This is a genomic window from Streptomyces sp. NPDC057623, from assembly GCF_042800355.1.
In the GTDB taxonomy this organism is placed as follows: domain Bacteria; phylum Actinomycetota; class Actinomycetes; order Streptomycetales; family Streptomycetaceae; genus Streptomyces.
Genome location: NZ_JBHVGZ010000013.1, coordinates 94,860 through 109,576, shown reverse-complemented (window position 1 = coordinate 109,576; position 14,717 = coordinate 94,860). Strand labels below are relative to the sequence as shown.

Genomic DNA, 14,717 nt, shown 5'->3' with positions numbered 1-14,717 from the left:
GGCGTACCCGGTGGACGACAGGAGGCACAGTGGACCGCTATCCGCCCATCGCCGAGCACGGCATGGTCGGCGACCTCCAGACCGCTGCTCTGGTGTCGTCCGCCGGAACCGTCGACTGGTGGTGTACGCCGCGCTTCGACTCACCCAGCGTCTTCGCCTCGCTGCTGGACAGCGAACGCGGCGGCCACTGCCGGCTGGCCGTGGATCTCCTCGCGGGCGAGGGGCTGACGGTACGGCAGCTGTACCTGTCCGACACGGCGATCCTGATCACGCGCTACATGGCGCCGGGCGGTGTCGGCGAGGTCGCCGACTTCATGCCGCCCGTCGACTCCACGCTGCCGACGGACCGGCACCGTCTCATCCGGATCGCGCGGGTCGTCCGGGGCAGCCTGCCCTTCACCTTCGTCTGCCGTCCCCGCTTCGACTACGCGCGCGCCCCGCACACCGTCACCCTCCCGCAGGACGACGGCCGCTCCGCGCACTTCCACGGCCCGGGAACCGATCTGCACCTCCAGTCCACCACCGGGGTCACGTTCCGCACCGAGGGGGACGACGTCACCGCCCGCTTCACGCTCTCCGCCGGGCAGGCGGTGGCCGTCGTGCTGACCGGCACCGCGAGCGGGGCCGCCCCGGCGCCCGCGCCGAGCCTGGGCGGCGTGATCGACGACATGGCGTCGTGCCGCACCTTCTGGCTGTCGTGGCTGCGCTCCTGCACCTACCGGGGACGCTGGCAGGACATCGTGAACCGCTCGGCGATCACCCTCAAGCTGCTCACCTACGCCCCCACGGGCGCGCCCATCGCCGCCGCCACCATGGGACTGCCCGAGCAGATCGGCGGCGAACGCAACTGGGACTACCGCTACACCTGGGTGCGGGACGCCTCGCTCTCCGTGCGGGCCCTGATCGATCTGGGCTTCGAGACGGAGGCGTACGCGTTCCGCCACTGGCTGCTCGCACGCGTCGAGGCCGGCAGTGCCGCCCCCGGGGACCCCCTCCAGATCATGTACCGGGTCGACGGCGACCCCCGGCTGGCCGAGGAGACCCTCGACCACCTGGAGGGCTACCGGGGCTCACGGCCGGTCCGGGCCGGCAACGCGGCCGCCGACCAGCTGCAGCTCGACATCTACGGCGAGGCCGCCGACGCGCTGGCGGTGGGCGGCGACATGGGGACGATCCGCGGCTGGGGCGCCATGCGCGACGTACTGGACTGGCTCTGCGACCACTGGGACCAGCCCGACGAGGGGATCTGGGAGACCCGCGGCGGCCGGCAGAACTTCACCTACAGCCGGCTGATGACCTGGGTCGCCTTCGACCGCGGCGTCCGCGCGTCCAGGCTCTTCGCCCGCCCGGGGCAGGTCGGCCGCTGGACCGAGACCCGGGACACGGTCTTCCGGCAGATCGTCGAACACGGCTGGCACGACAAGCGCCAGGCGTTCGTCCAGCACTACGACACGGACGTCCTGGACGCCTCGCTGCTGCTGATGCCGCGGGTCGGTTTCCTCTCACCGCACGACCCGGACTGGCTCACCACCCTCGACGCCATGGACCAGGAGCTGGTCAGCGACAGCCTCGTCTACCGCTACGACCCCCAGGCATCCCCCGACGGGCTGCGCGGCTCCGAGGGCACCTTCAACCTGTGCAGCTTCTTCTACGTCGAGGCCCTGGCCCGCAGCGGACGGCTCGGGCGGGCCCGGTACGCGTTCGACAAGATGCTCACCTACGCCAACCATGTCGGCCTCTTCGCGGAGGAGATCGGCCCCTCGGGCGAACAACTGGGCAACTTCCCCCAGGCGTTCACCCACCTCGCCCTGATCACCGCGGCCATGGCCCTGGACGAGCAGCTCGGCCAGGCCGAGGCGCATCCGGCGCGGGGCGACGACCGGCACGCGACACCGTACGGATTCACCGTCCCCGTCCGCTCGGCGGCCGGAGGCGACGGCGGTGGCTGACACGGACCGCCCACGGGAGCCGGGGCGAGGGCGGGGGACCGTGCTCGCCGCCCTCGCGCTGGCCCAGTTCATCTGCAGCTTCGCCGGCTCCAACATGAACGTGATGATCAACGACATCAGCGAGGACCTGGACACCACCGTGCAGGGCGTACAGGTGGCCATCACGGTGTTCCTGCTGGTCATGGCCGCGCTGATGATCCCCGGCGGCAAGCTCACCGACCGCTACGGCCGCAAGCGCTGCTTCCTTACGGGTCTCGTCGTCTACGCCGTCGGAGCCCTGCTGTGCGCGGTCGCGCCCGGCCTCGGCGTGCTGATCCTAGGCAACTCGATCCTGGAAGGCATCGGCACGGCGCTGCTGATCCCGCCCGTCTACATCCTCGCCACCCTCCTCTACCCGGACCTGGTCTCCCGGGCCCGCGCCTTCGGGGTGATCATGGCACTGGGCGGCATCGGGGCGGCCGCCGGTCCGCTCATCGGCGGACTCATCACGACGGCGATCAGCTGGCGGGCGGCGTTCGTCTTCCAGGCCCTGGTCATCGCGGTGATCGTCGTGCTCAGCCGCAGGATGCAGGACCCGCTGCCGCCGGATCCGGCCCGTTCGTTCGACACCGGCGGGGCGGTCCTGTCGGCCGTGGGTCTCGTCCTGATCGTGACGGGCATCCTGGCGGCGGACGACAACGTCTGGCTGATGCTCGGCCTGCTCGCCGGGGGTGTCCTCGTGCTCGGGTGGTTCTTCCACCGGGTCCGCGCGGAGGAGGCGTCCGGCCGGGAGCCGCTGCTGTCCCTCAGCCTGTTCCGCGTCCGCACGTCCAACCTCGGACTCGTCACCCAGAACGTCCAGTGGCTCCTGCTCATGGGCACGTCGTTCACCGTGGCCGCCTACCTCCAGGTGGTCCGCGGCTACGACGCCATCGAGACCGGGGTCATCTTCACGGCCGCCACGCTCGGCCTGCTCGCCTCGTCCCTGGCCGCCGAGCGCCTCTCGAAGCGCCGGTCGCAGCGCACGCTCGTCATGACCGGCTTCGTCCTGTCGGTCGGGGGCATCGCGATCCTGATCGCCCTGGCGAGCGCGTCCACCAACCCCTGGGCCTACGCCCCCGGGCTCCTGCTGATCGGGCTCGGTCTGGGCGTGATGCTCACGCCGTCCGTCAACGTCGTCCAGTCCAGTTTCCCCGAGGAGCGGCAGGGCGAGATCTCCGGGCTCTCCCGCAGCGTCTCCAACCTCGGCTCCTCGTTCGGTACGGCCGTCGCGGGCACGATCCTCGTCTCCGGACTCACCAGCGGCGCCTACGCCGTCGCCCTGCTCGTGCTGGGCGCCGTCGGCATCGTCGGCCTCGTGGCCGCGGGACTGCTGCCGCGGGAACCGGCCCCGGGCGCGGCGCCCTGACGGCGTCAGACCGCGAGGACCTTCGCCTTGGCCCGCTCGTACTCGGCGTCGGTGATGGCGCCCTGGTCGTGCAGCGCGGCCAGCCTGCCGAGTTCGTCCGCCTTGGTGCCGGTGCCGGGTGCCATGGGTTCGGGTGCGGCGGCCTCCTGGACGTACGCCCTAAAGGCCCGCTCCTGGTCCCGCGCCCGGCGCATCTCGCGCTCGCCCATCCCGCGCCCGCGGGCGACCAGGTAGGCGAGGACGCCGGCGAACGGCAGCGCGCACACCAGCAGCGTCCAGCCGGCCTTCCCCCAGCCGCTGAGGGCGTCGTCCCGGAAGATGTCGGCGACGACGCGGAACAGCAGCATGAACCACATGATCCACAGGAAGAACCAGAGCATCGTCAGGAACACGTCGAGCAGGGGATAGTCCATGATCGCCTCCGTCGGCCGGCATCCGCGCCGACCATGCGGCGCCCGGGGACTCGTGACCCGTCGGCTTCACGGTGCGCCCGACCGGTCCCCCGCGGCATCACCCCCCACGGGTGGCCTGCGCGCAGCCGAAGGCCCGCACCCAGCGCGGTACGGGCCGGCAGCCGGCAGGAGTTCGCCCTAGTCGGAGAGGGGGTCCCGCTTCACCACGCACAGGGCCCAGATGATGAACGCGTACAGCGCGATCAGGGTGAGCGACCAGACCGGGTAGTACGGGATGGACAGGAAGTTGGCGATGAGCAGCAGTGCCGCGATGCCGACGCCGACGACCCTCGCCCACGTCTTCGCCGTGAAGAGGCCGAAGCTCACGATCACGGCGATCGCCCCGAACAGCAGGTTGATCCAGCCCCAGCTGGTCAGGTCGAACTTGAAGATGTAGTTGGGGGTGGAGACGTAGACGTCGTCCTCGGCGATCCCCATGATTCCCCGGAAGACATCGAGGATCCCGGCGATGAACATCATCACCCCTGCGAACAGCGTCAGACCGGAAGCGGCGACCTGCTTCCCCTCCCGGTGGCGCGTAGTGGTGGTGGCCATGTCCGGCTTCCTTCCTCACCGGGCTGCGGCGCGCAGCCGTACACCATCGAGCGTGGTTCACGAGGGCGCGCCCGTCGTCACCCCCGGAGGGTGAGGCCCGTCGGCCGGGTGCCCTGCTGCCATGGAGCGACGGGGCGGGCGCCGGGCCCGAGGAGGCTGCGCGATGAGCGGTGGTGCCTGGACAGGGCTGGCGGTGGCGGGTGTCACCGCGGCCTACGCCCTCGGTTCCCGTCGGCTGTCGGCCACGCCGGTCACCTCGGCGATCGTGTTCACCGGCAGCGGCGTGCTGATCGGTCCCGCCGTCCTCGGCGTCGTCGACATCGAGCGCTTCGCCGCGCCGGTCACGGCCCTGATGGAGGCCGCCCTGACCCTGCTGCTGTTCACCGACGCCATGGCCCTGCGGCGCCGGGACCTGGCCGCGGGCGGCTTCCTGCCCGCCCGGCTGCTCGGCATCGGCCTCCCGCTGTGCATCGCGGCGGGCTGGCTGCTGGCCTGGCCGCTGCTGCCGGGACCGACCGTGTGGGAGCTGGCCCTGCTGGGGGCGATCCTCGCGCCCACCGACGCCGCCCTGGGCAAGGCCGCCATGTCGGACCCCCGCGTCCCGTCGCTCGTGCGCCACGGGCTCAACGCGGAGAGCGGGCTGAACGACGGTCTGGTGCTGCCGTTCTTCCTCGTCTTCGCCGCGGCCGTGCCCGGCACGTCCTACGCGCAGGAGGGCGTCGCGGGCGCCTTCTGGCGCACCCTGCTGCTCAGCGGCGTCCTCGGGCTGCTGGCCGGCGACATCGGCGGGCGGCTGCTGCGGGCGGCCCGGGCCCGCGGCTGGGTCGCGGGCCCGGGAGCGCAGGTCTATGTGCTCGGTGTGGCCGTGGTCGCGTTCGAGCTGGCCGTCCTCACCGACGGCAGCGGCTTCATCGCGGCGTGGGTCGCCGGGTTCGCCTTCGGACACGCCGTGCGGCGGCCCCGCACGGGACGCTCGCCCCGCCCCCCGGGTCCGGACCGCACGCCCGAGTTCGCCGAGAACCTCGGCGAGCTGCTGGCGTCGATCAGCCTGATGCTCTTCGGGGCGGTGCTGCTCGGCCCGGCGCTGAAGCATCTGACCTGGGAGATCGTCCTGTACGCCGTGCTCAGCCTGACGGTCGTGCGGATGGTCCCGGTCGCCCTCGCCCTGCTCGGCAGCGGGCTGCGGTGGCCCACGGTGCTGTACCTCGGGTGGTTCGGGCCGCGCGGCCTCGCCTCCGTCGTCCTGGCGCTGCTCGTGGTGGAGGAGCAGGTGCCGGGGACTCAGACGCTGGGGCGGGCGGCCGCCGTCACCGTGGCCCTGAGCATCCTGCTCCAGGGCGCCTCGGCCGTGGCACTGGCCGAGCGGTACGGCCGCTGGTACGCACGCGCCGCCGCCGCCACCGACGGGCGGAGGCTGCGGGAGCGCGACGACGCGCCGGACGCTCGCGTGCCGGAGGGCACCCGGGTCAGGCCGTCAGGTCGGTCCGGGCCGTGACGCGTCCGGCGGAGACCGCGTCGGTCAGTGCCTGGTGGTCGCGTTCGTTCTGGTCGGCGTAGGCCCGGGCGAACCGCACCAGGGCGCGGTCGAAGGAGTCACCGCGGCCGAGGTAGGCGGCGATGGCGACCGGGTCGCCGGAGCGGGCGTGCGCGCGGGCCAGGGAGGCGCCGCAGAGGCGGGCGAACAGGCCCAGGGTCCCGGCGTCCATGGTCTCGGGGCGGGCGATGCCCTTCCAGTCCCTCAACTGCCGTACGTAGAAGTCGCGTTCGCGGCCGTCGATGCCCGTGACGTGCTCCCAGCCGAGGAAGATGTCACTGGCGGCCTGCATCAGCCGCTGCCCGGTCACCACCCGCTCGCCCTGGTTGTCGTACGCGCTGGCCCCGCAGAAGGGGGCGAGGACCGAGTCGCCCGCCTCCTTGGCCTGGAGCAGGAGCGGGTCCTCGTCGTCGCGGCCGAGCAGCAGGATGATCCAGCAGCGGGTGCCGACGCTGCCGACCCCGACGACCTTGCGCGCCATGTCGACCACGTGGAACCGGCTCAGCAGCCCCCTGCGTTCCGACGACAGGCTGGCCGTGTAGTCGGAGACCAGCTCCCGCAGGGTCCCTGCCAGGCCCTCGCCCTCCGCGCCGGGCAGCAGTTCGGAGAGCGGGGTGATCAAGGGGGGATCCGAGATGATCCGGAGTTCGCCGTCCACCACCCGGGTCAGCTTCGCGGCGGCCTGGAGGCTCGTGCGGGAGCGTGCCTTCTCCGACGCCCGGGCGGCCCGCTGCTTCTCCTCCCGGCCCGGCCGCCCGGGCAGGAGCTCGTCGATCCGGTCGAAGTCGTCGCGGGCGTACCAGACGTCGAGGGTGCGCATCCCGGCGAACTCCCGCATGCGTTCGCGGTAGGACTCCACTCCGGCGCGGACGACGGTGTCGCAATGCTTCGCCGGGAACCCGTTGGCCCGGCCCGCGATCACCAGGCTCGCGGCGAGCCGCTTGACGTCCCACTCGAAGGGGCCCGGCAGCGTCTCGTCGAAGTCGTTGATGTCGAAGACGAGATGGCGTTCGGGGGAGGCGAGGAGCCGGAAGTTCAGCAGATGGGCGTCACCGCACAGCTGGACGGTGAGCCCGGTGTGCGGGGCCGCACCGAGATCGGACGCCATGATCGCCGCGGCTCCCCGGTAGAAGCGGAACGGCGATTCGAGCATCCGGCCGTACCGGACGGGGACGAGTTCGGGAACGCGGGCGGCCGACTGCCGCTCGATGATCTCGACGGGATCGGGCCGCTTCTCGTCGTGTTCGAAGAGGGCGTGGCCGGAGCGCGGCACGCGCGCGCGTGCCTCCTTGCCGAGGGCCGCGCGCTCGGTCGGGGAGAGCGCGTGGTGGATCGTCGGGGCGAGCGGGGCGTCGTGCAGCGTGGCCATGACCGGACCTCCTTGCCCGCATCGTCACAGCCGCGTTCTTCGGGGGGATCACCCGCGACAGGTGATGCGGGTCCGGCGCGCGGGCGGTGGGATGCCTCTGTGGGCGGTACGCGGAAGCCCGTTCGAACGTCCGGCCCGGCCGATCGCCCCCGTGCGGCGGCCCGGCGGTGGGCGGCACGCCTGGCGCTGTTGGTGGCGGCAGGCGCGATCGCTCTGCTGCTGGCGGTCGCCGGGGTCAGGAGCCTCGCGCTGCTGGTCGTCGGCCTGGCGGGGCTCGCCGCGACCGCGGCCGCGCTGTGGTGGACCCTGGCCCGGCACGGAGCGGCCCGGGCCGTGGCCGCCGCGCTCGCCGTGCTCGTCCCGCTCGCGGTGCTGGTGGCCTACGCGACGGTGGGCCTGCTGTGGGTCGTGCTGTCGGTCCTGGTGCTGTGGGCCGTGGCGATGCTGATCGGGCGGGCCGCCCTCGCCGCGGACGTCGGGCCGGCCGGTCCCCGGCAGTACGCGACCGCGCCGCCACGGACACCGTTCCTGATCATGAACCCCCGCTCCGGGGGCGGAAAGGTCGGCCGGTACGACCTCGTCGCCAAGGCCCGCGCCCTGGGCGCCGAGGTCGCCGTGCTCGATGCGGCTCACCCGCAGGACGTCGCGGAGCTCGCCCGCCGGGCCGTGGCGCGGGGCGCGGACCTGCTGGGGGTCGCCGGCGGGGACGGCACACAGGCGGAGGTGGCGGGCGTGGCCGCCGGGCACGGGGTGCCGTTCATGGTGATCTGCGCCGGCACCCGCAACCACTTCGCCATGGACCTCGGCCTCGATCGCACCGACCCGTCCACGGGCCTCGACGCCCTCACCGACGGGGTCGAACTCCGCGTCGACCTGGGCGTCATCGGTGAGCGCGTCTTCGTCAACAACGCGTCCTTCGGCGTGTACGCGGCCGTCGTGCAGAGCCCCGCCTACCGCGACGGCAAGGTGCCCACCATCCTGCGGGAGCTCCCGGACCTGCTGACCCACGAGAACGGACCGCGACTGACGGTTCGCGCGGGCGGCGCGGTCATCGACGCGCCCCAGGCGGTCCTGGTCAGCAACAACCCCTACCAGCTGGGCGACGCCGCGGGGCTGGGCCGGCGGGCGCGGCTGGACTCCGGTGTCCTGGGCGTCCTCGGGATCACCGTGGACAACGCGGCCCAGGCGGCCGGTCTGCTGCGCGGTCACCACGGGCGCGGACTCACCACGCTGGCCGGGCACGAGGTGGTGGTCGACGCCGACGCCCCCGACATCCCGGTCGGCGTCGACGGCGAGGCCCTGCTGCTGCCCACGCCCGTGAGGTGCCGTATCTCGCCCGGCGTGCTGCGCGTCCGCGTGCCGCGCGAGCGGCCGGGAGTGCCCGGCGCGAGGCCGTCGGTGGACTGGCGGACGCTGGGCCGCCTGGCGTTCGCACGTGACGTTCCGGCAAGCGGTGACGATCACCGGGATGCGCGGAACTGAGCGATCAGGTGCACCACCACAGGAACCGGTCGCACTCCGTCTCCGAGGGCGACGGGTCCGGGGTCGGGTCGGACGTGGTCGGGTCCGCGGTGGGCGCCGGGGCCTCCGGCTCGGAGGTCGGGGCGGGGGCCTCGGTGGCGGTGCCGGAGCCGTCGCCCGCCGGCGCGGACTGCCCGTTCTTGTCGGGGGTCTTGTCCTTGTCCTTCTTCTCGTCCTCGTCCTTCGGCGACTTCGAGGCCGAGGGCGACGCCGAGCGGCCGGGCGACGGCGAGTTCCCGTCCGTCCTCGTCGTGCCGTCCGTCGCGTCGGGGGACGCGGAGACCTCTTCCGACGCGGCGCCCTCCGCCGACTCGTCCCCGGCGGCCGCCGGCTTGGGACTCGTGCCCGGGGCGTCCATGCCCAGCTCCGCGAGGCTCAGGCCCCCGGCGGCCAGGACGAAACCCGCGGCGATCAGCAGGGTCCGGCGACGGCGGCGGCGATGCGCGGCGGCCTTGCGATCGCGACGGCTGGCGCCGGCCGTACCGGACTCCTCGTCCAGGTCGTCGTCGTACTCGTCGTCGTACTCGTCCTGTTCGGCGTACCCGGCGTGCTCGTCGGGCTCGGCGTGACCGCGTCTGCGGCCCCGCCGCTGCGCCGCCCGGCGCGCGGCCCGTCCGCCGACCGGCGCGACCTCGGCCGCCTCACCGGCGTCCGTGTCCGGGTCCGCGGCCTCTTCAAAGTGGCCGGCTTCGGCATGGCGGTCGCCGTACTCGCCACCGCCGTACTGCCCCGCCGCGACCCCGTAGTGCCCCTCGTACGCTTCGTAGGAGTACTGCCCGCCCACCGCTCCCGCGGGCGCCTGCACGGCCTGCTGCGGGTACGACTCGCCCGGCGGGCCCGCGTGCACGCGCAGCTCTTCGATCGCGGCGCCGCACCCCGGGCAGGCGAGGGCGCCGTTGAGGTGCCTGCGGCACGGGTGGCAGTAGTCCATGACGCGGGAAGACTAGGGAACCGACCTGCACCTTTCCTAGCGGCTGCTGTGAAGGTTGTGTGCGGAACTGGCCTTTCCGGTTTGGTCGGTGGGGGTCAAGCCCGACTATTCGGCGCGATCCCCCGCGCCGGGTCCGTACGGCGACTCAGGCGGCCCGTCGCACGTACGCCGTACGACGGGCCGCGTCGGCCCAAGTGCCCGGATCCGGCCTATGTTTGCCTGCGTGTCGTCATCGCCCGCTGGATCAGGATGAACGCGCACAGCAGCACACCGGTGGCGATCTTCGTCCACCAGGAGCTGAGCGTGCCCTCGAACTGGATGATGCTCTTGATCAGGCCCAGCACGAGGACGCCGAACAGGGTGCCCAGGACGTAACCGGAGCCGCCCGTCAGCAGCGTGCCGCCGATGACGACCGCGGCGATCGCGTCGAGTTCCATGCCGACGGCGTGCAGCGGGTCACCGGACTGGATGTACAGCATGAACAGCAGGCCGGCCAGCGCCGAGCAGAAGCCGCTCACCGTGTACACGGCGATCTTCGTGCCGCCCAGCGGAAGCCCCATCAGCAGCGCCGACTGCTCGTTGCCGCCGATGGCGTACACCCGGCGGCCGAAGCGCGTGTAGTGGAGTATGTAGAAGGCGGCGGCGAGGACGACCAGGGCGACGAGGGCGCCGATCGACAACTCCCCCAGTCCGAGCGGCACCCGGGTCTGGGCCATGCTGCTCACCGTGGAGTCGCTGATGGAGATGGACTCCTTGCTGATGACCAGGCAGAGGCCCCGGAAGAGGAAGAGCCCTGCGAGGGTCACGATGAACGGCTGGATCTCGAAGTTGTGGATCACATAGCCCATGAGGAACCCGCCGAACGCGCCCACCCCCAGGGCGAGCGGGACGACCAGCAGCAGCGGCAGCCCCTGACGCTCCACCAGCCACGCCGTGAACATGGTGGTGAAGCCGATCAGCGAACCGACGGACAGGTCGATGCCGCCGGACATGATGACGAAGGTGGCGCCGACGGCGGCGACCAGCAGATAGCTGTTGTCGATGAACAGGTTGAGGAAGACCTGCGGTTCACCGAAGCCGTAGTTCTGGTAGCGGCTGAGACCGCCGACGTACATGACGAGGAACAGGCCGGCCGTGACCAGGACGGGCAGCCGCCGGTCGCCGAGCAGACGCGCGGCGGCGGACGCCCGTGCCGCCGTGGACGCCGTACGGCCTTCCGCCGCCGCAGGGGTCTTGGTGGTCGCGTTCATCGCGACACCTCCATCTTCGGGGCGGCGTCGGCCGGGGTGGCGGGCTCCGCCGGGGCGGTGGTCCGGGCGCGTCCCTTCGCGCCGAAGACCTTGGCCCGGAACTTCGGGGACTGCAGCAGGCAGACGACGATGACGACGAGGGCCTTGAAGACCAGGTTGGTCTGGGTGGGCACGCCGATGGTGTAGATCGTGGTGGTCAGGGTCTGGATGACGAGGGCGCCGATCACGGTGCCGCCGATGGAGAACCGGCCGCCGAGCAGCGAGGTGCCGCCGATGACGACCGCGAGGATCGCGTCCAGCTCGATCCACAGGCCGGCGTTGTTGCCGTCCGCGGCCGAGGTGTTGGAGCTGATCATCAGGCCGGCGATGCCCGCGCACAGGGCGCAGAACATGTACACCATGATCTTGATGCGCCGGGAGCGGATGCCGACCAGGCGGCTGGCCTCGGCGTTGCCGCCGACCGACTCGACGAGCAGGCCGAGCGCCGTACGGCGGGTCAGGGCGACGGTGACCGCCACGACGGCGGCCACCACGAAGATGGAGAAGGGCAGCGTCAGCCAGTAGCCGCCGCCGATGAGCTTGTACGGCTCGCTGTTGATGGTGATGATCTGGCCGTCGGTGATCAGCTGGGCGACACCGCGTCCGGCGACCATGATGATGAGGGTCGCGATGATGGGCTGGATGCCCATCCGGGCGACCAGGAAGCCGTTCCACAGGCCGCAGACCACTGCCGCCACCAGGCCGATGCCCATGGCGAGGAACACCCCGGCCAGCGCGTTCTGGTCGGCCTGGTCGCTGATGTACGAACAGGTCAGGGCGCCGGTGATGGCGACCACGGCGCCGACGGAGAGGTCGATGCCGCCGGTGGCGATGACCAGGGTCATGCCGACCGCCACCAGGATCAGCGGCGAGCCGAACAGCACGATCGAGACGAGGCTGCCGTAGAGGTGGCCGTCGGCCATCCGGATCGCGAAGAAGTCGGGTGTGAAGGGGACGTTGACGAGCAGCAGGGCGATCAGGACCGCGACCGGCCAGAACAGGTGGTGGTGCGTCAGTGCTCGCCAGCGGGAGGGGGTGGTCGCTGATGGGGTACTCACTGGTGCTCTCCGCTCGCGATGGTCTCCAGGATCCTGCTGGTGGTGATCTCCGGCCCGTTGGCCAGCTGTGCCACGAGCTTGCGGTCGCGCAGCACTCCGATGGTGTGGCTGAGCCGGAGCACCTCCTCCAGTTCGGCCGCGATGTACAGCACGGACATGCCGTCCTCGGACAGGGAGACCACGAGCTTCTGGATCTCGGCCTTGGCGCCGACGTCGATGCCGCGCGTGGGCTCGTCGAGGATCAGCAGCTTCGGCTGGGTGATCAGCCAGCGGGCGAGCAGCACCTTCTGCTGGTTGCCGCCGCTCAACTGGCCCACGCGGGCCTCGGGGTTGGCAGGGCGGATGTCGAGGGCCTTGATGTACTTGGCGACGAGTTCGTCGCGCTGGGCGGCCGGGATGGGCCGGGTCCAGCCGCGGGACGCCTGGAGGGCGAGGATGATGTTCTCGCGCACCGTGAGATCGGGGACGAGGCCCTCGGTCTTGCGGTTCTCCGAGCAGAACGCGACACCGGCGCCGATGGCGTCGTTGGGGGCGCTCATCGAGACCTGATTGCCGGCGACGCTCACCTTGCCGCTGTCGGGCTGGTCGGCGCCGAACAGCAGCCGGGCCAGTTCGGTGCGGCCGGAGCCGAGCAGTCCGGCGAGGCCGAGCACCTCGCCCTTCTTGATCTCCAGGTCGAAGGGGGCGATACCGCCGGTGCGGCCGAGGCCCTCCGCCTTGACGAGCGTCTCGCCGACGTCGGAGCGCAGCTGGTGCTCGTGCAGCTCCTCCAGCTGGTCCAGGGCCTTGCCGATCATCAGCTCGATCAGCCCGACCTGGTCGAGGTCGGCCACCATGTGCTCGCCGACGAGGGTGCCGTTGCGCAGCACGGTCATGCGGTCGCAGATCTCGTAGATCTGGTCGAGGAAGTGCGACACGAAGAGGATCGCGACGCCCTCGTCCCGCAGCCGCCGCATCAGGCGGAACAGTTCGAGGACCTCGTCGCGGTCGAGGCTGGAGGTGGGCTCGTCCAGGACGAGCACCTTGGTGCCGGAGCCCTCGCCGTCGCTGTCGCCGTGGCCCACCGACCGTACGATCGCGACCAGTTGCTGCACGGCCAGCGGGTACGAGGACAGCGGTGCCGTCACGTCGATGTCGAGGCCGAGCCGGTCGACCATCTCCGCGGCCTGCCTGCGTATCTGCTTCCACTGGATGCGGCCCGCGCGGGTGGGTTCACGCCCGATGAAGATGTTCTCCGCCACCGAGAGGTTGGGGCAGAGGTTGACCTCCTGGTAGACCGTGCTGATGCCGGCGTGCTGCGCCTGCAGCGGGCTGCCGATCCGTACGGCCTTGCCGTCGAGGGTGATCGTGCCGCCGTCCAGGGTATGGACCCCGGTCAGCACCTTGATGAGGGTGGACTTCCCGGCCCCGTTCTCGCCCATGAGGGCGTGGATCTCGCCGGGGAAGAGCCGGAAGTCGACGTCCGACAGAGCCCGTACCCCCGGAAACTCTTTGACAATGCCCGTCATCTCCAGGACGGGCCGCGGCTCTGCCATGGCAGCGCTCCTCTTGAAATGGGTTCAGGCCCGCAGGGAGCCTCCCGGGACCGGATGGTCGCCGGCCGGCCGGAGGCTCCCTGCCGGTGGGTGCGGTCGGTCAGTACTTACGGGTGGGGAGCGCGTCCTTGGCCTGGTCCTGCATGAAGTCGCTCTCCTTGGTCTTGATCCAGCGCTCGACCTTGCCGCCGTCGTGGACCGTCTTCACGACCTCCATCAGCTGGGGGCCGAGCAGCGGGTTGCACTCGACGATGGCGTTGATCTTGCCTTCGGACATGGCGATGAAGCCGTCCTTCACGCCGTCGACCGTGACGATGAGGATGTCCTTGCCGGGCTTCTTGCCGGCCGCCTCGATGGCCTGGATGGCGCCGAGGCCCATGTCGTCGTTGTGCGCGAACAGCACGTCGATGTCCGGGTTGGACTGCAGGAAGGCCGCCATGACCTGCTTGCCGCCGGCGCGGGTGAAGTCACCGGTCTGGCTGACGACGATCTCCCAGTCGTCCTTGTGCTCGGCGTCCATGACCTCCTTGAAGCCCTTGGCGCGCTCGATCGCGGGGGCGGCACCGGTGGTGCCCTCCAGCTGGGCGATCTTCACCTTGCCCTTGTGGCCGGCCTTCTCCAGGACCTTCTCCAGGATCTTGGCGGCGCGGCGGCCCTCGTCGGTGAAGTCGGAGCCGACCAGGGCGACGAACAGGGACTCGTCGCTCTCCACGGACCGGTCGGTCAGGACGACCGGGATCTTCGCGCTCTGGGCCTCCTTGAGCACGGCGTCCCAACCGGTGACGACCACCGGCGAGAAGGCGATGACGTCCACCTTCTGCGCGATGAAGCTGCGTATCGCGGAGATCTGGTTCTCCTGCTTCTGCTGCGCGTCGGAGAACTGCAGCTTGTAGCCGGCCTCCTTGGCGGCCGACTTCACCGAGTCGGTGTTGGCGGTGCGCCAGCCGCTCTCGGAGCCGACCTGGGAGAAGCCGAGGGTGATCGTCTTGCTGCCGCCGGAGGAGGAGTCGGAGGAGGAGCCGTCCTCCTTGGCGCAGGCCGCCAGACCGGCCGTTGCCGCCACGCCGACCGCCGCAGTGAGGAAGTTCCGTCTGTTGAGCATGTTCTTCTCCTTTGAAGAGCCGGTCCGGGGATGGA

The 14,717-nt window shown here is 71.5% G+C and carries 11 protein-coding genes and 1 pseudogene; 4 read left to right on the top strand and 8 right to left on the bottom strand.

The annotated features are described in order from the left end of the window. Positions 1–11 precede the first annotated feature (11 nt). A pseudogene (locus ACFU95_RS16420) lies at positions 12–1,949 on the top strand (glycoside hydrolase family 15 protein); the annotation flags it as partial. Further along, the gene (locus ACFU95_RS16415) at positions 1,942–3,336 is read left to right on the top strand and encodes an MFS transporter (protein WP_383827682.1); all 1,395 of its coding nucleotides are present in this window, start codon (positions 1,942–1,944) and stop codon (positions 3,334–3,336) included. The pseudogene ACFU95_RS16420 and the gene ACFU95_RS16415, both read left to right, overlap by 8 nt. A gap of 5 nt (positions 3,337–3,341) precedes the next feature. Here ACFU95_RS16415 and ACFU95_RS16410 read toward each other — a convergent pair whose 3' ends face one another. Both ACFU95_RS16410 and ACFU95_RS16405 read right to left on the bottom strand, forming a co-directional pair. Further along, positions 3,342–3,749, bottom strand: a complete 408-nt coding sequence (locus ACFU95_RS16410; protein WP_383827680.1) for an SHOCT domain-containing protein — start codon at positions 3,747–3,749, stop codon at positions 3,342–3,344. Positions 3,750–3,926: 177 nt separating this feature from the next. Continuing rightward, a complete protein-coding gene (locus ACFU95_RS16405) occupies positions 3,927–4,343 on the bottom strand; it encodes a hypothetical protein (protein WP_383827678.1) in 417 nt (138 codons plus the stop codon). 163 nt (positions 4,344–4,506) lie between these two features. Between ACFU95_RS16405 and ACFU95_RS16400 the strand changes: the two genes are divergently transcribed. Continuing rightward, a complete protein-coding gene (locus ACFU95_RS16400; RefSeq protein WP_383827676.1) occupies positions 4,507–5,838 on the top strand; it encodes a cation:proton antiporter in 1,332 nt (443 codons plus the stop codon). Here ACFU95_RS16400 and ACFU95_RS16395 read toward each other — a convergent pair. Further along, positions 5,810–7,246 carry a DUF2252 domain-containing protein gene (locus ACFU95_RS16395; RefSeq protein ID WP_383827674.1) on the bottom strand — a complete coding sequence of 479 codons (1,437 nt, stop codon included), beginning with the start codon at positions 7,244–7,246 and terminating at the stop codon, positions 5,810–5,812. The two genes, ACFU95_RS16400 and ACFU95_RS16395, sit on opposite strands and share 29 nt — an antisense overlap. Positions 7,247–7,345: 99 nt before the next feature. Between ACFU95_RS16395 and ACFU95_RS16390 the strand changes: the two genes are divergently transcribed. Then, a complete protein-coding gene (locus ACFU95_RS16390) occupies positions 7,346–8,728 on the top strand; it encodes a diacylglycerol/lipid kinase family protein (protein WP_383827672.1) in 1,383 nt (460 codons plus the stop codon). A gap of 4 nt (positions 8,729–8,732) precedes the next feature. Here ACFU95_RS16390 and ACFU95_RS16385 read toward each other — a convergent pair whose 3' ends face one another. From ACFU95_RS16385 to ACFU95_RS16365, 5 genes are all read right to left on the bottom strand, one after another. Next, complete coding sequence (locus ACFU95_RS16385; RefSeq protein ID WP_383827670.1) at positions 8,733–9,698, bottom strand: hypothetical protein; 966 nt, start codon at positions 9,696–9,698, stop codon at positions 8,733–8,735. Between the two features lie 209 nt (positions 9,699–9,907). Next, entirely contained in the window at positions 9,908–10,948 is a 1,041-nt protein-coding gene (gene yjfF / locus ACFU95_RS16380) for a galactofuranose ABC transporter, permease protein YjfF (RefSeq protein WP_383827668.1), read from the bottom strand. Next, positions 10,945–12,045, bottom strand: a complete 1,101-nt coding sequence (locus ACFU95_RS16375; protein WP_383827666.1) for an ABC transporter permease — start codon at positions 12,043–12,045, stop codon at positions 10,945–10,947. Before ACFU95_RS16375 ends, yjfF begins: the two co-directional genes overlap by 4 nt. Further along, the gene (locus ACFU95_RS16370; RefSeq protein WP_383827664.1) at positions 12,042–13,580 is read right to left on the bottom strand and encodes a sugar ABC transporter ATP-binding protein; all 1,539 of its coding nucleotides are present in this window, start codon (positions 13,578–13,580) and stop codon (positions 12,042–12,044) included. Before ACFU95_RS16370 ends, ACFU95_RS16375 begins: the two co-directional genes overlap by 4 nt. A gap of 100 nt (positions 13,581–13,680) precedes the next feature. Then, complete coding sequence (locus tag ACFU95_RS16365) at positions 13,681–14,682, bottom strand: ABC transporter substrate-binding protein (protein ID WP_383827662.1); 1,002 nt, start codon at positions 14,680–14,682, stop codon at positions 13,681–13,683. Positions 14,683–14,717 lie beyond the last annotated feature (35 nt).

What these genes read in the sequence shown, in the direction of transcription:
- ACFU95_RS16410 (WP_383827680.1), bottom strand. Translation starts at nt 3,749, where the DNA reads ATGGACTATCCCCTGCTCGACGTGTTCCTGACGATGCTCTGGTTCTTC.
- ACFU95_RS16365 (WP_383827662.1), bottom strand. Translation starts at nt 14,682, where the DNA reads ATGCTCAACAGACGGAACTTCCTCACTGCGGCGGTCGGCGTGGCGGCA.
- yjfF (WP_383827668.1), bottom strand. Translation starts at nt 10,948, where the DNA reads ATGAACGCGACCACCAAGACCCCTGCGGCGGCGGAAGGCCGTACGGCG.
- ACFU95_RS16400 (WP_383827676.1), top strand. Translation starts at nt 4,507, where the DNA reads ATGAGCGGTGGTGCCTGGACAGGGCTGGCGGTGGCGGGTGTCACCGCG.
- ACFU95_RS16385 (WP_383827670.1), bottom strand. Translation starts at nt 9,698, where the DNA reads ATGGACTACTGCCACCCGTGCCGCAGGCACCTCAACGGCGCCCTCGCC.
- ACFU95_RS16405 (WP_383827678.1), bottom strand. Translation starts at nt 4,343, where the DNA reads ATGGCCACCACCACTACGCGCCACCGGGAGGGGAAGCAGGTCGCCGCT.
- ACFU95_RS16395 (WP_383827674.1), bottom strand. Translation starts at nt 7,246, where the DNA reads ATGGCCACGCTGCACGACGCCCCGCTCGCCCCGACGATCCACCACGCG.
- ACFU95_RS16370 (WP_383827664.1), bottom strand. Translation starts at nt 13,580, where the DNA reads ATGGCAGAGCCGCGGCCCGTCCTGGAGATGACGGGCATTGTCAAAGAG.